The organism is Streptomyces sp. SCA2-17 (assembly GCF_044336695.1).
The window spans coordinates 1,453,638-1,478,021 of sequence record NZ_CP117521.1; the positions used below are offsets into that span (position 1 = coordinate 1,453,638).

Annotated in this window: 24 protein-coding genes; 12 read left to right on the plus strand and 12 right to left on the minus strand. The window is 72.4% G+C overall.

What is annotated here, in order from left to right; genetic code table 11:
* Window positions 1-137: 137 nt before the first annotated feature.
* Window positions 138-539, plus strand: a complete 402-nt coding sequence (locus tag PS271_RS06475; RefSeq protein WP_356276405.1) for a hypothetical protein — start codon at window positions 138-140, stop codon at window positions 537-539.
* 46 nt (window positions 540-585) lie between these two features.
* Here the strand turns inward: PS271_RS06475 and PS271_RS06480 are convergent, their stop codons facing one another.
* The 4 genes from PS271_RS06480 to ctaC form a co-directional block, all read right to left on the minus strand.
* Window positions 586-1,833: a L,D-transpeptidase gene (locus PS271_RS06480; protein ID WP_398380878.1), complete on the minus strand. Its 1,248-nt coding sequence runs from the start codon at window positions 1,831-1,833 to the stop codon at window positions 586-588.
* 141 nt (window positions 1,834-1,974) lie between these two features.
* Entirely contained in the window at window positions 1,975-2,373 is a 399-nt protein-coding gene (locus tag PS271_RS06485) for a cytochrome c oxidase subunit 4 (RefSeq protein WP_398380880.1), read from the minus strand.
* On the minus strand, window positions 2,370-4,097 hold the full coding sequence (gene ctaD, locus PS271_RS06490; RefSeq protein WP_398380882.1) for an aa3-type cytochrome oxidase subunit I: 1,728 nt from the start codon (window positions 4,095-4,097) through the stop codon (window positions 2,370-2,372). Before ctaD ends, PS271_RS06485 begins: the two co-directional genes overlap by 4 nt.
* Window positions 4,094-5,065: an aa3-type cytochrome oxidase subunit II gene (ctaC, locus tag PS271_RS06495; RefSeq protein WP_398380884.1), complete on the minus strand. Its 972-nt coding sequence runs from the start codon at window positions 5,063-5,065 to the stop codon at window positions 4,094-4,096. The genes ctaD and ctaC overlap by 4 nt, the downstream gene beginning before the upstream one ends.
* Window positions 5,066-5,344: 279 nt before the next feature.
* Here ctaC and PS271_RS06500 point away from each other — a divergent pair, with 279 nt between their 5' ends.
* Window positions 5,345-6,733, plus strand: coding sequence for a cysteine desulfurase/sulfurtransferase TusA family protein (locus PS271_RS06500; RefSeq protein WP_398380886.1), 1,389 nt, complete (start codon window positions 5,345-5,347; stop codon window positions 6,731-6,733).
* Window positions 6,734-6,801: 68 nt separating this feature from the next.
* Here PS271_RS06500 and PS271_RS06505 read toward each other — a convergent pair whose 3' ends face one another.
* Window positions 6,802-7,776, minus strand: a complete 975-nt coding sequence (locus PS271_RS06505) for a carbohydrate kinase family protein (protein WP_398380887.1) — start codon at window positions 7,774-7,776, stop codon at window positions 6,802-6,804.
* A gap of 162 nt (window positions 7,777-7,938) precedes the next feature.
* Between PS271_RS06505 and PS271_RS06510 the strand changes: the two genes are divergently transcribed.
* Together PS271_RS06510 and PS271_RS06515 are read left to right on the plus strand one after the other, a co-directional pair.
* A complete protein-coding gene (locus PS271_RS06510; protein WP_398380888.1) occupies window positions 7,939-8,154 on the plus strand; it encodes a hypothetical protein in 216 nt (71 codons plus the stop codon).
* 122 nt (window positions 8,155-8,276) lie between these two features.
* Window positions 8,277-9,806 carry a hypothetical protein gene (locus PS271_RS06515; protein WP_398380890.1) on the plus strand — a complete coding sequence of 510 codons (1,530 nt, stop codon included), beginning with the start codon at window positions 8,277-8,279 and terminating at the stop codon, window positions 9,804-9,806.
* 90 nt (window positions 9,807-9,896) lie between these two features.
* On the opposite strand, the gene PS271_RS06520 is transcribed toward PS271_RS06515, so the two are convergent.
* Entirely contained in the window at window positions 9,897-10,253 is a 357-nt protein-coding gene (locus PS271_RS06520; protein WP_030364637.1) for a HesB/IscA family protein, read from the minus strand.
* Window positions 10,254-10,499: 246 nt separating this feature from the next.
* On the opposite strand from PS271_RS06520, the gene nadA reads away from it, so the two are divergent.
* On the plus strand, window positions 10,500-11,687 hold the full coding sequence (gene nadA / locus PS271_RS06525) for a quinolinate synthase NadA (protein ID WP_398380892.1): 1,188 nt from the start codon (window positions 10,500-10,502) through the stop codon (window positions 11,685-11,687).
* Between the two features lie 48 nt (window positions 11,688-11,735).
* On the opposite strand, the gene PS271_RS06530 is transcribed toward nadA, so the two are convergent.
* Window positions 11,736-12,428, minus strand: a complete 693-nt coding sequence (locus PS271_RS06530; protein WP_398380894.1) for a response regulator — start codon at window positions 12,426-12,428, stop codon at window positions 11,736-11,738.
* A 21-nt stretch (window positions 12,429-12,449) separates the two neighbouring features.
* Entirely contained in the window at window positions 12,450-13,661 is a 1,212-nt protein-coding gene (locus PS271_RS06535; RefSeq protein ID WP_398380896.1) for a bifunctional adenosylcobinamide kinase/adenosylcobinamide-phosphate guanylyltransferase, read from the minus strand.
* A 139-nt stretch (window positions 13,662-13,800) separates the two neighbouring features.
* On the opposite strand from PS271_RS06535, the gene PS271_RS06540 reads away from it, so the two are divergent.
* Entirely contained in the window at window positions 13,801-14,010 is a 210-nt protein-coding gene (locus tag PS271_RS06540) for a glycosyltransferase family 25 protein (RefSeq protein WP_367139974.1), read from the plus strand.
* A 52-nt stretch (window positions 14,011-14,062) separates the two neighbouring features.
* On the opposite strand, the gene PS271_RS06545 is transcribed toward PS271_RS06540, so the two are convergent.
* The 3 genes from PS271_RS06545 to PS271_RS06555 all read right to left on the minus strand — a co-directional run bounded on the left by PS271_RS06545 (window position 14,063) and on the right by PS271_RS06555 (window position 16,741).
* Complete coding sequence (locus PS271_RS06545; protein ID WP_398380898.1) at window positions 14,063-15,133, minus strand: S1C family serine protease; 1,071 nt, start codon at window positions 15,131-15,133, stop codon at window positions 14,063-14,065.
* 184 nt (window positions 15,134-15,317) lie between these two features.
* A complete protein-coding gene (locus PS271_RS06550) occupies window positions 15,318-16,043 on the minus strand; it encodes a class I SAM-dependent methyltransferase (RefSeq protein WP_398380900.1) in 726 nt (241 codons plus the stop codon).
* A 71-nt stretch (window positions 16,044-16,114) separates the two neighbouring features.
* Window positions 16,115-16,741, minus strand: coding sequence for a DUF3043 domain-containing protein (locus PS271_RS06555; RefSeq protein WP_398380902.1), 627 nt, complete (start codon window positions 16,739-16,741; stop codon window positions 16,115-16,117).
* Between the two features lie 289 nt (window positions 16,742-17,030).
* On the opposite strand from PS271_RS06555, the gene PS271_RS06560 reads away from it, so the two are divergent.
* The 6 genes from PS271_RS06560 (at window position 17,031) to PS271_RS06585 (ending at window position 23,650) form a co-directional block, all read left to right on the plus strand.
* Entirely contained in the window at window positions 17,031-17,831 is an 801-nt protein-coding gene (locus PS271_RS06560; protein ID WP_367139970.1) for a PspA/IM30 family protein, read from the plus strand.
* Between the two features lie 57 nt (window positions 17,832-17,888).
* Window positions 17,889-18,167 (plus strand): PspA-associated protein PspAA, encoded by a 279-nt coding sequence (gene pspAA, locus PS271_RS06565; protein ID WP_398386705.1) that lies wholly within the window; start codon window positions 17,889-17,891, stop codon window positions 18,165-18,167.
* Between the two features lie 106 nt (window positions 18,168-18,273).
* The gene (locus tag PS271_RS06570; protein ID WP_398380904.1) at window positions 18,274-19,491 is read left to right on the plus strand and encodes a sensor histidine kinase; all 1,218 of its coding nucleotides are present in this window, start codon (window positions 18,274-18,276) and stop codon (window positions 19,489-19,491) included.
* A 537-nt stretch (window positions 19,492-20,028) separates the two neighbouring features.
* Window positions 20,029-21,075, plus strand: coding sequence for a nicotinate-nucleotide--dimethylbenzimidazole phosphoribosyltransferase (locus PS271_RS06575; RefSeq protein WP_398380906.1), 1,047 nt, complete (start codon window positions 20,029-20,031; stop codon window positions 21,073-21,075).
* A gap of 74 nt (window positions 21,076-21,149) precedes the next feature.
* Window positions 21,150-22,916 (plus strand): phosphatidylglycerol lysyltransferase domain-containing protein, encoded by a 1,767-nt coding sequence (locus tag PS271_RS06580; RefSeq protein ID WP_398380908.1) that lies wholly within the window; start codon window positions 21,150-21,152, stop codon window positions 22,914-22,916.
* Window positions 22,913-23,650, plus strand: coding sequence for a hypothetical protein (locus PS271_RS06585; RefSeq protein WP_398380910.1), 738 nt, complete (start codon window positions 22,913-22,915; stop codon window positions 23,648-23,650). Before PS271_RS06580 ends, PS271_RS06585 begins: the two co-directional genes overlap by 4 nt.
* Here the strand turns inward: PS271_RS06585 and PS271_RS06590 are convergent.
* Window positions 23,617-24,354, minus strand: coding sequence for a hypothetical protein (locus PS271_RS06590; protein ID WP_398380912.1), 738 nt, complete (start codon window positions 24,352-24,354; stop codon window positions 23,617-23,619). The two genes, PS271_RS06585 and PS271_RS06590, sit on opposite strands and share 34 nt — an antisense overlap.
* Window positions 24,355-24,384 lie beyond the last annotated feature (30 nt).

Sequence of the window (24,384 nt, forward strand, 5' to 3'; positions counted from 1 at the left end):
GGGGGAACCGGACGTTCCGGGGCACTCTCCGGGCCTGACGGACCCTCCTCCGGAAGGGTGTTCGCGGAGTAGAGTCCGGCCAGCGATCAGCTCCACGTCAGATCCGCAGCTGTGCCGAACACAAGCCTGGAGGAACGATGCAGCCGACGGCCACCGTGCTGGTCTACAGCGACAACGCGGACACCCGCGCACAGGTCCGGCTGGCCGCAGGTCGCAGGCCGGCTCCCGACGTACCGCCGGTCGAGTACGTGGAATGCGCGACACTCCCGGGCGTGCTCGCGGCCCTGGAACAGCACCACGTGGCCGTGTGCGTCCTGGACGGCGAGACGGCGCCCGCGGGCGGCATGGGGGTGTGCCGGCAGCTGAAGGACGAGGTGTTCCGCTGCCCGCCCGTGCTGCTGCTGATGGGCCGCCCGCAGGACGCCTGGCTGGCCACCTGGAGCCGGGCCGACGCGGCCGTGACGCACCCGCTGGACCCGGCGGTGTTCGCCGAGGCGCTGGCGGGCCTGCTGCGCAGCCGGAAGGCCGTGGACGCCTGACGGTCCGGGGGCCGGCGCGGCGGGCCCTGCGGGGCCCGCCGGGCGGCTAGAGCTCGGGGCGCAGGCGGGCGGCGTCGGCGGGGCCGCTCCCCTGCTTCTTGCCTCCGACGAGGGCGCTGCCCTTGCGCCATTCGTCCCAGTCCATGTTCCAGTCGCCGAAGCCGTTGTCGAAGGGCGTCATGGTGGCGCCCGCGCTGCCCACGACCTTGACGATGTCGCCGACGTGGACGGTGTCGAAGAACCACTTGGCGTTGGCGGTGCTCATGCCGGTGCAGCCGTGGCTGACGTTCTCCCAGCCCTGGGAGCCCTCGGACCAGGGGGCGGCGTGCACGTACTCGCCGCTCCAGGTGACCCGGGTGGCCCAGTAGACGGGCAGGTCGTAGGAGTCGGCGCTGCCTTCGGCGATGCCGATGCTGGTGCCGCGCATCCGTACGAAGGATTCCCGGCCCAGGATCACCTTGACCCCGTTGCGGGTGGCGTAGCCGGGTTTGCCGGTGGTGACCGGGATGGAGCGGATCTCCTTGCCGTTGCGCAGCACGGTCATGCTGTGGGCGCCGGCGTCGGTGACGGCCTCGATGCGGTCGCCGGTGGTCATCCTGACGGGCTTGGAGGGGCCTCCGTAGAGGCCGCCGCCGACCTTGATGCCGTCGAGGGTCGCGTGCACGTCGACGGTGGAGTTGGCAGGCCAGTACTCCTTGGGCCGGTAGTGCAGGGTGCGGTTGTCCACCCAGTGCCAGGCGCCTTCCACGGCGGGCTGCGACTCGACCCTGAGGGTGCGTTCGACGACGGCGCGGGAGGCGGGGTCCTGGACGGGGGTGCTCAGCTCGGCGGTGATGGGCTGTCCCACCCCGTAGGTGCCGTTCTGCGGGCCGAAACTGACGCGCAGGAGGCGGTCCGCCGGATTGGTGTCGAAGCCGATCGTGCGCCGCCCCTGGGCCCCGTCCTCGTCCTCCGTTGTGACGCGGACGGTGTAGTGGGCGCCGGCGGCGAGGGCGCCGGTGCTGTGCCAGCGGGACCCGTCGGGGGCGAGCTCGCCCTTGACGTAGCGTCCGGCGGCGTCCGTGGCGGTGACGTCCGTGATCCGGTCGTCGCCCCTGGCGGTCACCTCCAGCGGCTTGCTGGGGTCCGCCTTCTGCCCGTCGCGGGCGCTGGTGAGCTCCACCTGACCGCCGGCGTCGTAGGGCTTGTCGGCCAGCGGGTTGGACGAGCCGCCGCAGGCGGTGACCCCCACCGCCAGCGCGGTCAGCAGCACGGCGCCGCAGAGCGCCAAGCGGTGTCGAGGTGACTGGGTCATGTCTCACACCGTAGGGACGTTCGGGGCGTACGGCCTGTCGGGTGACTGCAAACGGGTGGTTGTGCGCGAAGGCCCCGGAACACGCGAAGGGCCCCGCACACCGGGTGGGGTGCGCGGGGCCCTTCGCAGGAGCGACAGCTCCTACTGGTTCTGGTTCTCGCCTCGGTAGAACTCGAAAACCCAGCCGAAGAGGCCGACCAGGATGATCGGGGCCGAGAAGTACATCAGCCACCAGCCGAAGCAGATGCTCAGGAAGGCCAGGGCGCCACCGACCGCCAGGGAGAGCGGCTGCCAGCTGTGCGGGGCGAAGAAGCCCAGCTCGCCGGCGTCGTCGGCGACGTCCGCCTCCTTGTTGTCGCCGGCGCCGGTGTCCACCCGGCGTGCGGTGAACGCCAGGTAGTAGCCGACCATGATGCACAGGCCGAAGGCCATGAAGAGGGCCGTCGTGCCGGCAGCCTCCTTCGACCACACGCCATAGACACACGCCATGGCGAGGATGAAGACGGCGAGCCAGATGAACATCTTGCCCTGGATCTTCACTTGCCGGCCTCCTTGCCACCCGCGAGGGCCTTCTCAGCCGCGAGGTTCTCTTCGAGCTCCAGAGCCACGATCTCCGGGTGGTGCAGGTCGAACGCCGGGGATTCGGAGCGGATGCGCGGCAGCGTGAGGAAGTTGTGCCGCGGCGGCGGGCAGGACGTCGCCCACTCCAGCGAGCGGCCGTAGCCCCACGGGTCGTCGACCTCGACCTTCTTGCCGTACTTGGCGGTCTTCCAGACGTTGTACATGAACGGCAGGATCGACAGGCCCAGCAGGAAGGAGCTGATGGTCGAGATGGTGTTCAGCGTGGTGAAGCCGTCGGCGGCCAGGTAGTCCGCGTAGCGGCGGGGCATGCCCTCGGCACCCAGCCAGTGCTGCACCAGGAACGTGCCGTGGAAGCCCACGAACAGCGTCCAGAAGGTGATCTTGCCGAGCTTCTCGTCCAGCATCTTGCCCGTGAACTTCGGCCACCAGAAGTGGAAGCCGGAGAACATCGCGAACACCACGGTGCCGAAGATGACGTAGTGGAAGTGCGCGACCACGAAGTACGAGTCGGAGACGTGGAAGTCCAGCGGGGGCGAGGCCAGGATGACGCCGGTCAGACCACCGAAGGTGAAGGTGATCAGGAAGCCGGTGGCCCACAGCATCGGCGTCTCGAAGGACAGCGAGCCCTTCCACATGGTGCCGATCCAGTTGAAGAACTTCACACCGGTCGGGACCGCGATCAGGAAGGTCATGAAGGAGAAGAACGGCAGCAGCACACCGCCCGTGACGTACATGTGGTGCGCCCACACCGTCACCGAAAGACCGGCGATCGAGATCGTGGCCGCGATCAGGCCCCAGTAGCCGAACATCGGCTTGCGGGAGAAGACCGGGATGACCTCGGAGATGATGCCGAAGAACGGCAGCGCGATGATGTAGACCTCGGGGTGGCCGAAGAACCAGAAGAGGTGCTGCCACAGCAGCGCTCCGCCGTTGCCCGGGTCGAAGACGTGGGCCCCGAATTTACGGTCCGCCTCCAGAGCGAACAGCGCGGCCGCCAGGACCGGGAAGGCGAGCAGGACCAGGACACCGGTCAGCAGCACGTTCCAGGTGAAGATCGGCATGCGGAACATCGTCATGCCGGGCGCGCGCATGCAGATGATCGTGGTGATGAAGTTGACCGAACCGAGGATCGTGCCGAAGCCGGAGAAGGCCAGACCCATGATCCACATGTCGGCGCCGACGCCCGGCGAGCGGACGGCGTCCGACAGCGGGGAGTAGGCGAACCAGCCGAAGTCGGCCGCACCCTGCGGGGTGAGGAAGCCGGCCACCGCGATGATCGAGCCGAACAGGTAGAGCCAGTAGGCGAACATGTTCAGCCGCGGGAACGCCACGTCGGGCGCGCCGATCTGGAGCGGCATGATCCAGTTCGCGAAACCGGCGAACAGCGGCGTCGCGAACATCAGCAGCATGATCGTGCCGTGCATCGTGAACGCCTGGTTGAACTGCTCGTTCGACATGATCTGCGTGCCGGGACGGGCGAGTTCGGCGCGCATCAGCAGCGCCATCAGGCCGCCGATGCAGAAGAACGCGAACGACGTGACCAGGTAGAGCGTGCCGATGGTCTTGTGGTCGGTGGTGGTGAGCCACTTGACCGCGTTGATACCGGGCTGCTTCTGGCGGACTGGCGGTGCTGCCGTGGCTGTCGCGGCGGCGGCACCCTGGGGTTCGTTGAGGATGCTCACTTGTTCTTGGTCTCCGCGTTCTTCGCGTGATCCGTCATCGCGATGCCCGCCGGCTGGTAGCCGGTCTGGCCCTTCGCGGCCAGCTCCTTCAGGTGCTGCTTGTAACGCTCAGGAGAGACGACCTTGACGTTGAAGAGCATCCGGGAGTGGTCCTGGCCGCACAGCTCGGCGCACTTGCCGAGGAAGGTGCCCTCCTTGTTCGGGGTCACCGTGAAGCTGTTGGTGTGCCCCGGGATGACGTCCTGCTTCATCAGGAACGGCACCACCCAGAAGGAGTGGATGACGTCCCGCGAGGTGAGGACGAACTCGACCGTCTCACCCTTGGGCAGCCACAGCGTGGGGCCCGGGTTGTTGGTCTGCTCGTTGCGCGTGCCGGGGATGCCGATGTCGTAGACACCCTCCGCGCCCTGCGGTGCCTTCTTCAGGAACCGGTCCGGGATCGCGTCGAGCTCCTTGTTCTCCCGGAGCGGCTTCGCCGGGGTCGCGGCGTTGCCGTCGACGTCCTCCATGTAGTTGAAGGCCCAGCTCCACTGGAAGCCCACCACGTTGACGACGTGCTTGGGCTTGTCCGGGTTGGTCAGCAGCTTGTTCTCGTCACGCGCGGTGAAGTAGAAGAGCACCGACACGATGATGATCGGGACCGCCGTGTACAGCGCCTCGATCGGCATGTTGTACCGGGTCTGCTGGGGTACCTCCACCTTCGTCCGGCTGCGCCGGTGGAAGATGACACTCCAGATGATCAGGCCCCACACCAGGATGCCGGTCACCAGAGCGGCGGCCCAAGAGCCCTGCCACAGGGAGAGGATCCGCGGCGCCTCTTCCGTGACGGGAGTGGGCATTCCGAGGCGGGGGAAGTCCTTATATGTGCAACCGGAGGCGGTCGCCAGGACAGCGCCCGCGGCCAGCGCCTGCAGCAGCTTCCGCCGCACCGGGCGCCGCGACGAGCGGTCGGAGCCGTTGGGACTCACGTAGCGCCTTCCCGAGAGTCTCGCCCGTGCGGCCGGCTGCGGCCGTCTCGCTGGTCGGTCGCCGGCCCGCTGCGGGCAGGGGTTTGGATGTTTATGCGGACCAAACCCTACTGGACGCTATTTGGGGCCGCGCGGGGAGGGTGCCCAACGCGCCGCGTCACTCCCCGAAGGGATGGAATCCATGGGTCCGGCCGCCGTCTGGGGGACCGTCAGGCGGCTGCCGCGCAGGTGGGACGGTACGCGCGGGGCGGCCTCCCGGCGACGCGTTAGTTTCTGGGTGTGCCCTACTTCGACGCCGCCTCCGCCGCTCCCTTGCACCCCGTCGCCCGCCAGGCCCTGCTGGCCTCCCTCGACGAGGGCTGGGCCGATCCCGCCCGGCTCTACCGCGAGGGCCGGCGAGCCCGGCTGCTGCTGGACGCCGCCCGCGAGGCCGCCGCCGAGGTCGTGGGCTGCCGCCCCGACGAGCTCGTCTTCACCCCTTCGGGTAGCCGCGCGGTGCACGACGGCCTTGCCGGCGCCCTGGCCGGGCGCCGCCGCACCGGCCGCCATCTGGTCGTCTCGGCCGTCGAGCACTCCTCCGTCCTCGCCTCGGCCGAGGCCCTGGAGGCGGCCGGCGGCAGCTTCACCACGGTGCCCGTCGACCGGGCGGGCCGCGTGGCGCCCGGGGCGTACGCCGCGGCGCTGCGCCCCGACACCGCGCTGGCCGCCCTGCAGTCCGCCAACCACGAGGTGGGCACCGAGCAGCCGGTGGCCGAGGCGGCCGAGGAGTGCCGGGCCGCGGGGGTGCCGCTGCTGGTGGACGCGGCGCAGTCGCTCGCGTGGGGGCCGGTGGCGAGCGGCTGGTCGCTGCTGACGGCCAGCGCGCACAAGTGGGGCGGCCCGTCGGGCGTGGGCCTGCTGGCGGTCCGCAAGGGGACGCGGTTCGCGTACCAGGGCCCGGCGGACGAGCGGGAGTCGGGCCGGGCGCCGGGCTTCCCCGACCTGCCCGCGATCGTGGCGGCGGCCGCGTCGCTGCGGGCCGTGCGGCAGGAGGCGGCGGAGGAGGGCGCCCGGCTGCGGGCGCTGGTCGAGCGGATCCGCGAGCGGGTGCCCGCGCTCGTGCCGGACGTGGAGGTGGTGGGCGACCCGGCGCGCAGGCTGCCGCATCTGGTCACGTTCTCGTGTCTGTATGTCGACGGTGAGACGCTGCTGCACGCCCTCGACCGGGCGGGGTTCTCCGTCTCCTCCGGCTCCTCGTGCACCTCCAGCACTCTGGCCCCGAGCCATGTGCTCCAGGCGATGGGCGTGCTGTCGGAGGGCAACGTCCGGGTGTCGCTGCCGATGGGCACGGCGGAGGAGGACGTCGAGCGCTTCCTCGACGTGCTGCCGGGGGTGGTGGCGTCCGTACGGCAGCACCTGGGCGCGCCGGCCGCGCCCGCGCCCGCCGCCCGGACGGCGTCGGAGTCCGGGCTGGTGATCGACTCGCTGGGCAAACGCTGCCCGATCCCCGTGATCGAGCTGGCCAGGGCGATCGGCGACGTCCCGGTGGGCGGTGTGGTGACCGTGCTGTCCGACGACGAGGCCGCGCGGCTGGACATCCCCGCGTGGTGCGACATGCGGGAGCAGGAGTACGTGGGCGAGCGGCCGGGGGAGCAGGGCACGGCCTACGTGGTGCGGCGCCTCACGTGATCCCTGCCCAAAGCCGTACGTGACCCCTGCCCCCTCCGGAGGGGGCAGGGGTCACGCGGGAGCAGGGGTCAGGACAGGCGCGCCTTGACCTCGGCGGCGGCCTCGTCGCCGTAGGCCTTGGTGAAGCGCTCCATGAAGTGGCCGCGGCGCAGCTCGTACTCCTGGGTGCCCAGCGTCTCGATGACGAGGGTGGCGAGCATGCAGCCCAGCTGGGCGGCGCGCTCCAGGGACAGCTCCCAGGTCAGGCCGGCGAGGAAGCCCGCGCGGAAGGCGTCGCCGACGCCCGTCGGGTCGACCTTGGCCTCCTCCTGGGCGCAGCCGACCTCGATGGCGGGCTCGCCCGCGCGCTCGATGCGCACGCCCTGCGCGCCGAGGGTGGTGATGCGGGTGCCGACCTTGGCCAGGATCTCGTCCCCGGACCAGCCGGTCTTGGACTCGATGAGGGCCTTCTCGTACTCGTTGGTGAAGAGATACGTGGCGCCCTCGACGAGGACGCGGATGTCGTCGCCCTCCATGCGGGCCAGCTGCTGGGAGGGGTCGGCGGCGAAGGGGATGCCCCGGGAGCGGCACTCCTCGGTGTGGCGGATCATCGCCTCGGGGTCGTCGGCGCCGATCAGGACCAGGTCGAGGCCGCCGACGCGGTCGGCGACGGGCTGGAGCTCGATCTGGCGGGCCTCGCTCATCGCGCCGGTGTAGAAGGACGCGATCTGGTTGTGGTCCGTGTCCGTGGTGCAGACGAAGCGGGCGGTGTGCAGGACCTCGGAGATGCGGACGGAGTCGGTGTCCACGCCGTGCCGCTCCAGCCAGGCGCGGTACTCGGCGAAGTCCGCGCCGGCGGCGCCGACCAGGATGGGGCGCAGGCCGAGCAGGCCCATGCCGAAGCAGATGTTGGGCGCGACACCGCCGCGGCGGACGTCGAGTTCGTCGACGAGGAAGGAGAGCGAGACGGTGTGCAGCTGGTCCGCCACGAGCTGATCGGCGAAACGGCCGGGGAACGTCATCAGATGGTCAGTGGCGATGGAGCCGGTGACTGCGATACGCACGGCGGTTCTGCTCCTGCGGGGGCGAGGTGACGGGTTTCGGACGAGCCACACCACGCTACCGGGTCCGGAATTCGCACCTGCATATAGTTTCGGCCATCGTCCGGACAAAATTACCAAATAGTAGCCCTTTCCTCGTGCGTTGCGCGTGCATACGGTGCCGCTATGCCGAACCCTGTGAAGGACGTCACTTTCCCCGAGTACGAGCCCGAATCGCTGGCGGAGCTGCGCGGACTGTGCGCACGGATGTCGCCGCACTGGACGGGGTCCCCGGGAGCCGGGAAAGCGGCCGCGGCGGTGCCGCCCTCGCTGATCAGGGGCGTCTCGGTGCCGGCCGGGTCGGCGCGGCTGATCGACGGGATGTCGGAGTACGGCGACTGACCCTCCCGTTCCACCCGGCCTCAGCCGGGTGGAACCGCTCGCTCCTGTGCTCCGTCCAAGCCGCGTCCCCTTCCCGGGGGATGCAGCGCTACGGACATTGGGCGGAGTGAAGGAGCGATGTGGTGAGCACCGAGGGCGGCACCCCCGAAGGCAAGCAGCAGCGGAAGCGTTCACGGCTCGCGGTCGCCTCGGTGGCGGCGGCGGTGCTGCTGGCCGGTGGCGGCGGTGCGTACTGGGCCGCCACGGCGTGGGAGGACGACGGCGGCAAGGGCGGCGGCACGCCGGGCGGTGAGGGCTCCCCACCGCCCCTCGCGCTGGACGCCCCGGCCGTCGGCGGCCCCACCGGGCCCTCGCAGGGCATCGCCGTGGGCGAGCCGGACCCCAGTGGCGTGCGCTACCGCGCCGAGGGGAAGCTGCCCGACGGGCCGCGGACGGCGGCCGTGCGGCTGCCGAAGGGCGAGGTGGGCCGGGCGGAGGTGGCCTCCCTCGCCGCGGCCCTGCACGTGTCCGGGACGCCGGAGCTGGAGGGGGACACCTGGCGGGTGGGCGGTCCGCCCGGGGCGGACGAGCCGGTCTTGCAGGTGGCCCGCAAGGGGCCGGGCAACTGGTCCTTCGCGCGCTTCGGCAGCGTCGGCAAGGGGTGCGTGCACCCGCCGGGGTCGGGGCCGCGCACGGACCCCGCGGCCGACCTGTCCCCGGCCGAGCCCGTGAGCTGCCCGCAGCAGGAGGGGCGGGCCACGGACGGGCAGCCGCCCGTATCGGAGGAGAAGGCGAAGAGCGCTGCCGCGCCCGTCCTGAAGGCCCTCGGCCAGGACGACTCCAAGATCGACGCGTCGGGGCTCTTCGGCGCGGTGCGGGCGGTCAACGCCGATCCCGTGCTGGACGGCCTGCCGGTCTTCGGCTGGCGGACGACGCTGGAGGTCGGTTCGGACGCCCAGCTCGTACGGGGCAGCGGGCAGCTCCAGACCCCGCCGAAGGGGGCGGTCTACCCGCTGGTGACGGCCGACGAGGCGCTGAAGGAGCTCAACAAGGGTGGCGGCACCGGTCAGCCGGCGATCGGCGGCTGCGCCTCCCCCGTCCCGCACGGCGATGACGGCGCGAGCGGTGAGGGGCCGCGCGGCTTCGCGGTGCCCTGCCCGCCGAAGGCCCCGCCGCGTACGCCCGCCGTGGTGACCGGGGCCGCGCTGGGCCTGTCGGCGCAGTCGGTGGCCGGGCGGCAGTCGCTGGTGCCGTCGTGGCTGTTCCAGGTGCGCCTGCCGGGCGCGGAGAAGGAGGCGGCGGTCACCGTCGCGCAGCCCGCGGTGGACCCGGAGTTCCTGGTGCGGCACTCCCCCGGCCCGGGCCGCTCCGAGAGCCCGGGGAAGGGCACGCCGAAGTCGGTGCCGGTGCACGTGGAGTCGTACAGCGTGGACGGGAAGAAGCTCGTCCTGCACTTCTGGGGCGGCGTGTGCCAGAACTACGCGGCCTCCGCCGAGCAGTCGGCGGAGGCGGTGACGGTCAAGGTCACCGGGACGGAGAAGCAGCCGGGCCGGCAGTGCGTGCTGATGGCGAAGAAGTTCGACGAGACGGTCACGCTGGACGAGCCGCTGGGCGACCGGAAGGTGGTGGACGCCTCGACCGGGGAGCCGGTGGCACGGCAGCAGGAGAAATAGCTCTCTTCCTCACCAGGCGGTGAACACCACGAAGGCGGTGGCCCGGTCGGTCGGGCCACCGCCTTCGCGGCAAGCGGTAAAGGTGACGCTTTAGCTGAAGGAGTCACCGCAGGCGCAGGAACCCGTGGCGTTCGGGTTGTCGATCGTGAAGCCCTGCTTCTCGATGGTGTCGACGAAGTCGATGGAGGCGCCGCCCAGGTACGGGGCGCTCATGCGGTCCGTGACGACCTTGACGCCGTCGAAGTCCTTGACGACGTCGCCGTCGAGCGAACGCTCGTCGAAGAAGAGCTGGTAGCGCAGGCCGGAGCAGCCGCCGGGCTGGACGGCGACGCGCAGCGCGAGGTCGTCACGGCCCTCCTGCTCCAGCAGGCCCTTGACCTTGGCGGCGGCGGCGTCGGACAGGAGGATGCCGTCGCTCACAGTGGTCTTCTCGTCCTGAACGGACATCTGCTTCACTCCCGGGTTTGGTGCGGACTGCTTGCCGTCGGCTGCAACCGCCGGACTCCCGGATTCATTCCGGGCCTGCTGCGGTGTTTCCGCCTTTCATGCTCGCACACCCCGCGCCGGATCGGGAATGTGTCACATCGACGCGATCACCATCGTCAAACTGACGCGAAGCAGTTATGATAGATAACGTCATTTTGACGACAAGGCCCTTCCCGGCCGTCCCGCAGAACAGAAAGGGTGCGTGACGTGACCACCGCCCAGCCCTTGGACTTCCAGGCTCCCGCTCCCTCGCCCCTCGCGCTCCTGCTGCTCGGGCGCGAGGCCGACCCGAAGAGCGAGCGGGGCGTGGAGTGCCCCGGCGACCTGCCGGCGCCCTCCGACCCGGACCTGGTGGAGCGCGCCCGCGCGGCCAAGGCGAAGCTCGGGGACAAGGTCTTCGTGCTCGGCCACCACTACCAGCGCGACGAGGTCATCGAGTTCGCGGACGTGACCGGGGACTCCTTCAAGCTCGCGCGCGACGCGGCCGCCCGCCCGGACGCCGAGTACATCGTCTTCTGCGGCGTGCACTTCATGGCCGAGTCCGCGGACATCCTCACCACCGCCGGCCAGCAGGTCGTCCTGCCGGACCTCGCGGCCGGCTGCTCGATGGCCGACATGGCCACCGCCGAGCAGGTCGCCGAGTGCTGGGACGTGCTGGCCGAGGCGGGCGTGGCGGACGTGACCGTCCCCGTCTCGTACATGAACTCCTCCGCCGACATCAAGGCCTTCACCGGCAAGCACGGCGGCACCATCTGCACCTCCTCCAACGCCGAGCGGGCGCTGAACTGGGCCTTCGAGCAGGGCGAGAAGGTCCTCTTCCTCCCCGACCAGCACCTGGGCCGCAACACCGCCGTCCGCGACATGGGGATGTCCCTGGACGACTGCGTCCTGTACAACCCCCACAAGCCGAACGGCGGCCTGACCGCCGAGGAGCTGCGCGGCGCGAAGATGATCCTGTGGCGCGGGCACTGCTCGGTGCACGGCCGCTTCTCGCTCGACTCCGTCAACGACGTGCGCGAGCGCATCCCGGGCGTCAACGTCCTGGTGCACCCCGAGTGCCGGCACGAGGTCGTGGCCGCGGCCGACTACGTCGGCTCCACGGAGTACATCATCAAGACCCTGGAGGCGGCCCCCGCCGGCTCCAAGTGGGCCATCGGCACGGAGCTGAACCTGGTCCGGCGCCTGGCGAATCGATTCGCCGGTGAGGGCAAGGAGATCGTCTTCCTCGACAAGACGGTGTGCTTCTGCTCGACCATGAACCGGATCGACCTGCCGCACCTGGTGTGGGCCCTGGAGTCCCTGGCGGACGGCAAGGTGGTCAACCGGATCGAGGTCGACCCGGAGGTGGCGGCGTTCTCGAAGCTGGCGCTGGAGCGGATGCTGGCGCTGCCGTAGCCGTAGCCGTGCCGGGGCCCGTGCGTGCGGGCCCCGATCCCCGGGCGGCTAGTCCGTCCTCGGCCGGACCAGGCCCGACTCGTAGGCGATGACCACGAGTTGGGCCCGGTCCCGCGCCCCCAGCTTCGCCATCGCACGGTTGACGTGCGTCTTGACGGTCAGCGGGCTGACCTCCAGCCGCTCGCCGATCTCGTCGTTGGACAGCCCGCCCGCGACGTGCACCAGCACCTCCCGCTCCCGCCCCGTGAGCGCGTCCAGCCGGGCCGGCGGGCCGCCCTCCGGCCGCGCGTCCCCCGGCTGGGCCAGGAACCGCGCGATGAGCCCCTTCGTCGCCGCGGGCGACAGCAGCGCCTCCCCCGCCCGCGCCACCCGGATCGCGGCCAGCAGCTCCTCCGGCTCGGCGCCCTTGCCGAGGAAGCCTGAGGCACCCGCCCGGAGCGACTGCACCACGTACTCGTCGACCTCGAAGGTCGTCAGCATCACCACGCGCACGTCCGCGAGGGCCGGATCCGAGCAGATCGCCCGGGTCGCGGCCAGGCCGTCCGTCCCGGGCATCCGGATGTCCATCAGGACCACGTGCGGGGCGTGCCTCCGGGCCAGGTCCAGGGCCTCCGCGCCGTCGGCGGCCTCCCCCACGACGGTCATGTCCGGCTCCGAGTTCACCAGGACGCGGAACGCGCTGCGCAGGAGGGCCTGGTCGTCGGCGAGCAGGACGCGAATGGGGCGGTCGGGATCAGCCATGGGACGTAAGCGTACGGAGCGTCAGCGCAGCGCGAGGGCCTGCCCCGCGACCACCAGCAGGACGTGTTCGCACTCCGTGGCGACCATCGTGTTCAGCCGGCCCAGCTCGTCGCGGAAGCGGCGGCCCGACGCCGTCGCGGGCACGACGCCCGAGCCCACCTCGTTGCTCACCAGCACCACCGTGCGCCGCGTGGCCCGCACGGCCGCCACCAGCTCCGCCACGCGCACGGCCAGGGCGTCCTTGCCGCCGTCGGCCCACGACTCGTCGTCCCACGCGCCGACGGAGTCCATCGCGTCGGTGAGCCACAGCGACAGGCAGTCCAGCAGCAGCGGCGGGCCGTCGGCGGCCAGCAGGGGTACGAGGTCGGTGGTCTCCGCCGTGCGCCAGGAGCCGGGCCGGCGCTCGCGGTGCAGGGCCACCCGCGCCGCCCAGTCGGCGTCCCCCGGGCGGGTGCCGCCCGTGGCCACGTAGAGCACCTCGGGGAAGGACTCCAGGCGCCGCTCGGCCTCCACGGACTTGCCCGAGCGGGCGCCGCCGAGCACCAGGGTGCGCCGGGGCAGGTCCGGCACCGCGTGGTAGTCGCCGACGACGAGCGTGGTGCCGTCGGGCACGGTGCGGGCGCCGGCCGCGGCGAGCTGCCGGTGCAGTTCGCGGCCGGGCGGCACGTCGTGGTCGAGGTGGACGGCGATCACGTCCGTCGTGGCCGTGATCGCACCCGCGGCCCGCAGCCGGGCGAGGGCGTCCGGGCGGCCGATGACGTCGAGCAGCACCATGTCGTAGCGGACGGCCGGGGCCGCCGCCGGGCCGTTGTTCAGGCCGGCGGGGGCCGCGCCCGGCGGGAGGTAGAGCAGGCGCTCGCCGTCCGCGGCGGTCACCTCGTAGCCCGTGCCGGGGGCGTCCAGGGCGACCGCGCGGATCCGGTGGCCGCTGATCACGGCCAGTTCCCGCCCGTCGGGCACCCGGCCGGGCGCGGGCAGGCCCGCCGGGAACTCGACGGCGGGCCCGTCGTGCGGGTGGGAGAGCAGGACCTGCCGGACGCCGGCGATGGACCGGCCCGCGCGGGCGGCGGCGAACGCCGGCCCCGGGGTGAGGTCCAGCAGCAGCGCCCCGTCGACGAGGACCGCGGTCGCGGCCCGCGCCTCGTCACCCACGGCGGTGGCACAGGAGGCGCAGGGGCAGTCGGGGCGCGGCAGCCCGTCGGGGGCTCCGGTGCCGAGCAGTGTCAGTTCCACGCACTGATCGTCTCGCGTCCGCGGGCCGTGGGCGCGCGGGGCTCACCCTTTCTCGCCGCCGACGGCCCGTTAGGCTGCGCGGCACAGCACGTATGCAGGACCCATCCGGCAGTTTCTCTGTGCGACTCAGGAGGCGGACATGGCGTGGACGTGGCGGTTCGAGGCGGCCGACGGGACCGAGGTGGCTCCGGCGGTGGAGCCGGAGGAGTTCACCACGCAGGGAGACGCCGAGTCGTGGATCGGCGAGGTGTGGAAGGAGCTCCTGGACGGCGGTGCGGAGAAGGTGACGCTGTTCGAGGACGACTCGGAGATCTACGTGATGAGCCTGCGGGCGGCGGCGGAAGCCTGACGCGTATCCCTGCCTGCCGTCCCGTACGGGACGGCAGGCAGTCCCGTCGGGATCACATCTCGCCGAGGGTGACGGTCGTGGTGCGGGCGGCGCCGTTGCGGTCGTAGGACACGTCGGTTCTGTCGCCGGGCCGGAGGCCCGCGAGCGCCTCGGACAGGGACTGCATGGTGGTGATGTCGGTCTTGCCGACGCGGGTGAGGACGTCCCCGGCCCGCAGCCCGGCCCGGTCGGCGGGTCCGTTCTGGTTCACGGAGACGACCTCGACGCCCGCGGGGGCGAAGTCGGGGCCGACGATGGTGCGTGCGGTGATGCCCAGCGCGGCGCGGCCGGAGTCGGTGACGCGGCCGCTCTTGACGATCTGCCCGGCGACCGTGCGGACGGTCGCGGCGGGGATGGCGAAGCCGATGCCGGGGGCGGCGCCCTGGCCGAGCTCCGGGTCGGTGGCGGCGAGCGTGGGAATGCCGATCACCTGGCCCGCGAGGTTGACGAGCGCGCCGCCGCTGTTGCCCGGGTTGATCGCGGCGGACGTCTGCACCATGTTCGCGATGGTGGCGCCCGTACCGCCGCCGGTGCGGCCCTCGCTGACCGTGCGGCCGACGGCGGAGACGATGCCCTGGGTGACGCTGCTGGACAGGCCGAGCGGGTTGCCCATGGCGAGCACGATCTGGCCGACCTCGACCTTCGTGGAGTCGCCGAGGGTGGCGGGCTTGAGAGTCTTGGGAACCTCGTCCAGCCGGACGACGGCGAGGTCCTGCTCGGGGTAGCTGGAGACGAGCCGGGCGCCGACGGCTCCGCCGCCGGTGGCCAGGGTGACCTTGAAGGACTGCGCGGAGCCGACGACGTGGGCGTTGGTGACGATGTTGCCCTTGTCGTCGTAGACGACGCCGGAGCCGAGGCTGTCGCCCGCGGTGATCTGCACGACGGAGGGCAGGACGTCCTTGACGACCTTCTCGTAGGCGGCCTGAAGGTCTCCGGCGGACCCGGGCACGCTGGGCGCGCCGGATGCGGCGGGGGGCTCCTTCTGCGAAGGACGGGGCGAGGTGCTGGAACAGCCGGCGGTCAGTGCCGCGGCGCAGACGACGGCGGTCACGAGAAGCGCGACGCGGGCGCGTGAGCCATCCATGCTCGGAGTATCGCCCGCGGGACGTCCACGTGTCCCGGCCGAGCCTACGAATGGGTGGTACGGGGCGGTTCGGCAAGGGGCGCCCCGCCCCTTGCACCCGCCGCCGCGGCGCTCAGCCCCCACCGGCGAACCCGGCGGTGCCGGGCCGGCCCGGCACCATACGCCAAGCACCCCGGGCAGAGCCCTAGCCGCCCCTGACGCCGCACAAGTGCAACAGCGCCGCCACCGCGCGATACGGATCCGTGCGGCCCGCTCGCTCCTCCGCCAGGAGGAGGCGGTCCAGCGCCGCGCCGGCCGGGGCGGGGCCGGCGTCGGGGGCCAGGTCGGTGAAGACCCTCACCCCGTACCAGGCATGCAGCGGCGCTCCGATGCCGGCGAGCGTGCCGGTGAGCGTCTCCAGGCGGTCGGCGCGGACCGTCAGGCCGATCCGGTTGACGTACGCGGGAGAGTCGAACGCGGCGAGCGCCGTGTCCCAGTCCCCGGCGAGGCCCGGCCGCATGGCCAGGGCGTCGGCGTTGCGCACGAGCAGGGAGAGCAGCCCGCCGGGCGCCAGCACCCGGGCGAGCCCGGCGAGCATCGGATCCGGCTCGGGCACGTACATCAGGACGCCGTGGCAGAGCACGATGTCGAAGGAGCCCGGGGTGAAGTGGACGCCGGTCTCCCGGCCATCACCCTGGATGAGCCGCACCCGCTCACGGATGCCTTCCGGCTCGGCGGCCAGCGCCTCGCGGAGGGCGCCGAGCATCACGGGATCGGGCTCCAGGCCCGTCACCTCGTGCCCGGCGCGGGCCAGCCGCAGCGCCTGCGTGCCCTGGCCGGGGCCGACGTCGAGGATGCGCAGCCGCCGCCCGACGGGGTAGCGGGCGCTTATCTGCTCGTCGAGCTGGCGGGCCACCAACTCCTGACGCACGGTGTTCCGTAAGCCCCCCAGGCCCCGCAGCCAGCCCTCCGCGCCGGCGCCGAAGCCGGGAGCGAAGGCGCTCAGGACTTCTCCCCGCGCGGCTTCTCCCCGCGCTTGACCTGCGGCTTGGGCAGACGCAGGCGACGCATCTGGAGCGTGCGCATCAGGGCGTAGGCCACCGCGCCGCGGGTGTTCTCGTCGGGGAAGCGCTGCTTGAGGGCGCGCTTGAGGGAGATCCCGGTGATCAGGGAGTTGATCACGATCAGGGCGATCACGATCATCCACGCGAGCAGCACGTACGTCTGGAACGCGCCGCGGTTGACCATGCTGAGGATCAGGATCAGGACGGCGAGCGGCAGGAAGAACTCGGCGACCGAGTACCGCGCGTCCACGAAGTCGCGGGCGAAGCGGCGGACGGGGCCCTTGTCGCGCACGGGCAGGTAGCGCTCGTCGCCGTTGGCGAGGGCCTCGCGCTGCTTGGCCATGTCGACCCGGCGGGTCTCGCGGGCGCGCTTGGCCGCCTCCTTGCGGTTGGCGGGCGTCGACGCCATCGCACGGCGCTGCGAATTGGCCTCGCTGCGCTTGGGGGTCGGGCGGCCCTTGGGGGCCTGCGGGTTACGGGGCTGCTGGGACGTCTCGGGCCTGCCCGCGGTCACCTTGGCGGCGGCGGCCTGCTCATCCTTGGAAGTGGAACGGCTTCGGAACACGAAACCCAAGGGTACGGGGTACGGGAAGGGGGGCGCGGTCCGCAGAGGGGAACGATCCGGCAACGGCGGCCGTTGCCCTGGTTGTTCCCCGGTTCTCCCCGGAGCGTTCCCCGGGTTGTCCCCCAGGTCGGCGTCTACTCCCTGCGCCGGAGGGCGGCGCCCTGCTGATCGTCCTGGAGGAGGAGCGCATCCGCGCCCGAACAGTGCGGTAATGGAAGCAGGGCCCGTACTGTGGGGTCTGCAAGGTGTGCTGGAGCCGTAGTCCGTCAGAAGGGGGCGCGCGAGGCCCATGAGCGGTGTCATGAAGCGTATGGGAATGATTTTCCGCGCGAAGGCCAACAAGGCCCTGGACCGGGCCGAGGATCCGCGCGAGACCCTCGACTACTCGTACCAGAAGCAGCTGGAGCTGCTCCAGAAGGTGCGCCGCGGCGTCGCGGACGTCGCCACGTCCCGCAAGCGCCTCGAACTGCAGCTCAACCAGCTCCAGGGCCAGTCCTCCAAGCTGGAGGACCAGGGCCGCAAGGCGCTCGCGCTCGGGCGCGAGGACCTGGCCCGCGAGGCCCTCTCCCGCCGTGCGGCCCTCCAGCAGCAGGTCAGCGACCTGGAGACGCAGCACCAGACCCTCCAGGGCGAGGAGGAGAAGCTCACCCTCGCGGCGCAGCGCCTCCAGGCCAAGGTCGACGCCTTCCGTACGAAGAAGGAGACGATCAAGGCCACGTACACCGCCGCCCAGGCCCAGACCCGGATCGGCGAGGCCTTCTCCGGCATCTCCGAGGAGATGGGCGACGTCGGCATGGCCATCCAGCGCGCCGAGGACAAGACGGCGCAGCTCCAGGCCCGGGCCGGTGCCATCGACGAGCTCCTCGCCTCCGGCGCGCTCGACGACCCGACGGGCATGGCCAAGGACGACCTCACCGCCGAGCTGGACCGCCTCTCCGGCGGCTCGGACGTGGAGCTGGAGCTCCAGCGGATGAAGGCGGAGCTGGCCGGGGGCAGCGCTCCGAAGCAGGCCATCGAGGGCGGGAACGGTGCCGGCGGCCAGGCCGCCCAGCACTCCGAGCAGGAGCGGCCCCGCTTCGACAAGCAGTAGTTTCGCGGTGTGAGCACCGCTCACCCCGGCACCGACCCGACCGAGGGAGAGACCGTCATGATCGTACGGATCATGGGGGAAGGGCAGTGGAAGCTCGCCGACAGCCACTTCGCGGAGCTCAACAAGCTCGATGACGAGCTGCTCGAAGAGATGGAGGGCGGTGACGAGCCCGGCTTCCGGCGCACGCTCGGGGCTCTGCTCGACGCCGTGCGCCGGCTGGGCAGCCCGCTGCCCGACGACGCCCTCGAACCCTCCGAGCTGATCCTGCCCGCTCCCGACGCCACGCTCGACGAGGTCCGGGAGATGCTCAGCGACGACGGTCTCATCCCCGGCTGACCGGCCGGGCCCGCTCCGCCCGCCACCGGTGACTCCAGCACCCGCCGCGCCCCCGTCCCCCCGTCCGGGAGACGGGGGCGCGGCGCAGCCACGAGACGGGATCCCGATGAGCTCCCTCGCCGTCCCCGGCATAGCCCGCCCGCACCGATGGCTGCGGGCGCATCCGCTCGCCGCCGACACGCTGCTGGCCCTCTTCGCGTACGCGGTCGTCGTGATCGGCTCGTACGCGGGCCGCGGCCACGCCTCGGCCGCGCCCGGGCCGGGCTTCCTGCTGCTCTCCGCGCTCGCGTGCGGGGCGCTGGTGGCGCGGCGCTCCTTCCCGCGGACGGTCCTGGGCGTGACGTCGGCGCTGACCCTGGCCGAGATCGTCGTCCACCGGGGCGACCAGCCGCGCACGCAGATCGCCATGGCCGTCGTCGTCGCGCTCTACACGATCGCCTCGCGCACCGGGCGGCCGGCGGCGTGGCGGTTCGCCCTGGCCACGGTCGCCGTCCTCACCTGCGCCGCCATGCTCTTCGGGGTGCCGCCCTGGTACTCCCCCGAGAACCTCGGGCTCTTCACCTGGACCGCGCTGGCCGGGGCCCTGGGCGACGCCGTCCGCAGCCGGCGGGCCTACGTCGCGGCGATCGAGGAGCGGGCGGTACGGGCCGAGCGGACGCGGGAGGAGGAGGCGCGGCGGCGGGTGGCGGAGGAGCGGCTGCGGATCGCGCGCGAGCTGCACGACGTCGTCGCGCACCACATCGCGCTGGTCAACGTCCAGGCCGGGGTCGCCTCGCACATCATGGACAGCCGGCCCGACCAGGCCAAGCAGGCCCTCGCGCACGTACGGGAGGCCAGCCGCTCGGCACTGTCGGAGCTGCGGGCGACGGTCGGGCTGCTGCGGCAGTACGGCGACCCCGAGGCGCCGACGGAACCGGCGCCCGGGCTGGGCGTCCTCGACCGGCTCGTCGAGGGGTTCGCCCGGGCGGGGCTGAAGGTGTCCGTCACGGGCGGGCCCGGGGCGGCGCTGCCGGCCGCGGTCGACCTGGCGGCCTACCGCGTCGTGCAGGAGGCCCTGACGAACGTGCACAAGCACGCGGGGGCGGGGGCGCGGGCGGAGATCACCCTGACCCGGGGCGCGGACGCGCTGTCGGTGACGGTCCTGGACGACGGAGCGGGCGGCCCGCCGGCGGGCACGGGCGGCCACGGCTTGCTGGGCATGCGCGAACGCGTCACGGCTCTGGGCGGCACGTGCGAGGCGGCCCCCCGCGCGGACGGCCACCCGGGCTTCCGCGTCCACGCAACACTCCCCCTACGGGGGCCGCTGGGCCCTGACGGGGGCTGACCCCCGAGGCCGCTCGGCACCGCCGGAATCCCCGGCGGGGGCTGAGCACCGCTGCGGCGGAGGCTTGCTGCCGGACGGCGCGAATCGTGCCGGCTCGCTCCAGCCGGTCAAGGGCCCCGGCCCTTGAATCCGCCGCAGCGGCGAGCCACCCCCACCGGACATAACCGGCGGTGCCGGACGGGCCCCCGCCCAGGGTCGCTCGGCACCGCCGAACACCCCGGCGGGGGCTGAGCGCCGCCGCGGCGGAGGCTTGCTGCCGGGCGGTATCCGATCGAGCCGGCCCGGACCAGCCCGTCAAGGGCGCCCGCGCCCTTGAACCCGCCGCCGCGGTGCTCAGCCCCCACCGGACGTAACCGGCGGTGCCGGACGGGCCCCCGCCCAGGGTCGCTCGGCACCGCCGAACACCCCGGCGGGGGCTGAGCGCCGCCGCGGCGGAGGTTTGCAAGGGCGCCCGCGCCCTTGACCCCCGTTCGCCCGCCGCAGGCTTCACCGTGCCGTCCAGGTCTAGCCGGCCCCCGGCCGGGTAGGCTCCGGCGGATGAGCGGTCTGAATCTTGATGACTTCGCCACGCTGATCGAGCGCCCTGACCCGGGCATCCGGCGGGACGCGGAGGAGCGGCGGGAGCGCCTCGGGCTGCGGCCCGCGGCGCTGGGGCGGCTGGACGAGCTCGCCGAGTGGCTCGCGGCCGCGCAGGGGGCCGTGCCGGTCAGGCCGGTGGAGCAGGTCACGGCCCTGGTGTTCGCGGGGGACCACGGCGTCGCGAAGCTGGGCGTCTCCGGCGGCCCGGAGGAGGGCGCAGCAGCGCTGGTCAAAAGGGCCCTCGCGGGGGAGAGCGCGGGCGCCGTCCTCGCCCGCCGCACCGGCGCGCGCCTCCGCATCGTCGACATGGCCGTCGACTGCGACCCCGCCGAGCTGCCGGAGGAGGTGACCCGCCACCGCGTCCGCCGCGGTTCCGGCCGGATCGACATCGAGGACGCGCTGACGGCCGAGGAGGCGGAGGCCGCGTTCCGTACGGGCATGGCGATCGCCGACGAGGAGGCGGACTCGGGCACCGACCTGGTGGTCCTGGGCGACCTGAGCGTGGGCGGCACCACCGCCGCGGGCACGCTGATCGGCGCGCTGTGCGGCACGGACGCCTCGGTGGTGACGGGCCGCGGCGGCTTCGGCATCGACGACCTGGCGTGGATGCGCAAGTGCGCGGCGATACGCGACGGCCTGCGCCGGGCCCGCCCCGTCCTGGGCGACCAGCTGGAGCTGCTGGCGGCGACGGGCGGCGCGGACCTGGCCGCGGCCACGGGTTTCCTGCTCCAGAGCGCGGTCCGCCGCACCCCGGTGATCCTCGACGGAGTCGTCTCCGCGGCGTGCGCGCTGGTCGCGCAGCGGGTCGCGTTCCGCGCCCCGGACTGGTGGCTGGCCGGCCAGGCCAGCGGCGACCCGGCGCAGGCGAAGGCCCTCGACCGGATGGCGCTCAACCCTTTGCTGGATCACGGCGTCACTGTGGGCGAAGGGACGGGGGCGCTGCTCGCTCTGCCACTGGTGCAGGCGGCCGCGGCCCTGGCGGCGGAACTTCCCGAGCGCGGCTGACCTCCCCGGCGGCCGGCGTGGGGAGAGCACGGAATCGGAACCCGTCGCAGACAGTGCCCTGAACGTTGTCTTTCATGGGAGAAGTCCGCTTGACTCCGGATGAGGTCGCGCCGGGCGGCCGGATGCCACGGCGCGCCGCCGCTTTCGCCGTGTGGTACCTGCGCTTCGTCACGTTCGTCAATCTGCTCAGCGCGGTGTGGGTGTCGTTCGGCGCGGGCATCCGGCATCACAACGAGGACGAGTTCTTCACGCCGTACCTGCTGACGGCGGGCTTCGCGTCGGCGCTGTGGTCGTTCGTGATGGCGGTGACGCTGCGCCGGCGCAAGCGCGCCTCCTGGATTCTGAACCTGGTGCTGTCCGGGCTGTTCCTGGTGTTCATGGCGACGCTCATGTTCTCCCCGGAGTTCAGCGGGCACGCGCTGAACTGGTTCTCGCTGGTGGCCACGGGCCTCTTCGTGGCCGCGCTGCTGGCGGGCCGCAAGGAGTTCTACGCCAAGGGCGACCGGTCGAACCCGAAGCTCGCGGCGATCGTCGCGGTGGTGGGCCTGCTGGTCACCTCGCTGACGGCGGCCCTGCTGGTGCGGGCGGCGAACGACGCCCCGGACGGGTTCCGGGCGTCGTTCTTCGACCGCTGGCACTACGGCTTCATGCGGCTGATCTCGCTCCAGGCCGACGAGAGCGCCTACCCGGGCCTCAGCGTCCCGGGCTGGGTGGACCTCACGATCAACGCGATGAGCACGCTCCTGCTGCTGCTCGTGGTGTACGCGGCGTTCCGCGCCCGGCGCGCCGTCGACCCGCTCACGGCCGACGACGAGGAGAAGCTGCGTGCCCTGCTCGACCGGCACGGCGACCGCGACTCGCTGGGCTATTTCGCGCTGCGCCGCGAGAAGAGCGTGATCTGGTCGCCCAGCGGCAAGGCGGCGGTGACGTACCGCGTGGTGGGCGGGGTCTCGCTGGCCTCCGGCGATCCGATCGGCGACCCCGAGGCCTGGCCGGGGGCGATAGAGCCGTGGCTGGCGGAGGCGCGCGAGCACGGCTGGATCCCGGCGGTGATGGGGGCGAGCGAGGAGGGCGGCACGATCTACGCGCGCCACGGCCTGGACGCCCTGGAGCTCGGCGACGAGGCCATCGTGGACACCGCGGAGTTCACCCTCGACGGCCGCGCCATGCGCACGGTCCGGCAGGCGTACAACCGCGTCAAGCGCGCGGGCTACACCGTGCGGATCCGGCGCCACGAGGACATCCCCGACGACGAGATGGCGCGGCTGCTGACCCGCGCCGACGACTGGCGCGACGGGGCGACCGAGCGCGGCTTCTCGATGGCGCTCGGCCGGCTCGGCGACGCGCTCGACGGCCGCTGCGTGATGCTGGAGTGCCATGACGGCGAGGGCGAGCTGCGGGCGCTGCTGAGCTTCGTGCCGTGGGGCCCCAAGGGGCTGTCGCTGGATCTGATGCGGCGCGACCGCGACTCCGAGAACGGCCTGATGGAGTTCATGGTCATCGAGCTGTTGCAGCAGGCGAAGGGGCTCGGCATCACCCAGGTGTCGCTGAACTTCGCGATGTTCCGGTCGGTCTTCGAGCGCGGCTCGCGGCTGGGCGCGGGGCCGGTGCTGCGGGCGTGGCGCTCGCTGCTGAGCTTCTTCTCCCGGTGGTGGCAGATCGAGTCGCTCTACCGAGCAAATGCGAAGTACCGCCCCATCTGGGAGCCTCGTTTCATGCTGTTCGAGAAGAGCAGCGATCTGCTGCGGATCGGCATCGCGAGCGCCCGCGCCGAGGGCTTCCTGGAGGCCCCGGGCCTGCCCAAGTGGCTCAACCGCAAGCACCTGGAGACCCGGCGATGAACCGTGCGGCGCTGCGTCGCGCCGCGCGAACCGAGTGGGGCCCGCTGGCCGGGACCGTCCGGCGGACGCTCGTACGCAAGGGGATCCGGTCGATCCCGATGACCCTCGCGGCCGTCGCGCTGACGGCCGTCTTCCAGATCGTCCAGAACCAGTCGTGGGGCTTCGAGCCGGTGCAGCAGATCGGCTCGGTGCAGGCGCGGCTGACCTGGTGGGTCGCCCTGCTGCGGACGCCGCTGTCGCTGTTCGTCCCGGCGCTGGACCTGCCCGTGTGGGGCGCGCTGGCGCAGGTCCTGCTGGTCTTCGGCATCGCGGAGATCTGCCTGGGCAGGTGGCGCACGCTGGCCGTCTCGTACGTGGCGACCCTGGCCGGGACGATGTACGCGCGGCTGGCGATCCACATCGGGCCGGACTCGGTGTTCGGGCTGCCGGCCGAGGCCGCGAAGGTCGTGGACACCGGCCCGTCGGCGGCCGTCGTGGGGCTGGCGGTCTTCGTCACCTGGCGCTACCGCGCCTGGTGCACCTGCGCCGTGGTCGTCGTGGCGATGGTGACGGAAGCGCTGCTCAAGCCGAATCTCGCGGGCAAGGAGCACATCGCGGCCGTGGCCGTGGTGCTGCTGGTGTGCGCGGTGGACGAGGTGCGGCGAAGACGCCGCGCGGCCCGCGCGGACGGAGGCGTTCCGCCGTGCGGGCGCGGTCACGGTCAGCGGTCGGGGGCGCCGGCCAGCAGGTCGTGAATCCTGTTGCGGACCGCTTCCCAGCGCGCGTCGTGCCGGTAGGCGCGCACGCGGGCCCGGCGGCGGGCGCGCGGGCGGTGGCGGTAGAAGCGCCGGGCCCACGGTGAGCCGGGGCGGGCCAGGCGGACGGCCCCGACGATGGCCACGAACGGCACCACTGCGCCGAGCAGGGCGATCCGCGGCTTGCCCTTGGCCAGGGCGAACAGCGCGATCAGGAAGTTGATCAGGACGTTGACGACCACGAGGCCGCGGTCGTGCAGCTCCTCCGGGGTCAGCTCGTTCACCCCGAACGGCAGGAATCCGGCCAGGACGAGTCCGACGAGGGCCGCCGTCAGGACGACGATCTCCACGCTCTTGCGGCCCTGCTCCGTCCAGTAGACGTCGTCCAGGTGCAGGACCAGCGCGAACTCGTCGAGGACGAGGCCCGCGCCCGTGCCGAACAGGACGGCCGCCACCATCGCCCCGAAGCCGTGCCGGCCCGAGGCGACGGCCCCGAAGCCGCCGATCACCATGAGCACGATGCCCGGCACGACGTGGTGGACGTGCAGCCCGCCCGGGCTGACGTTGCGGAAGGGCCCCCGGCCCGCACGGATCAGGCGGGTGATGACGCGGGTCACGAGGAAGGTCAGGACGAACGCGGTCAGGGCGAGCAACAGGGGCAGTTTGCCCGGTTCGACGATGTTGCGGCTCAACCACTGACCCATGACGCTCGCACCCGCTCCCGATCGGCCCTC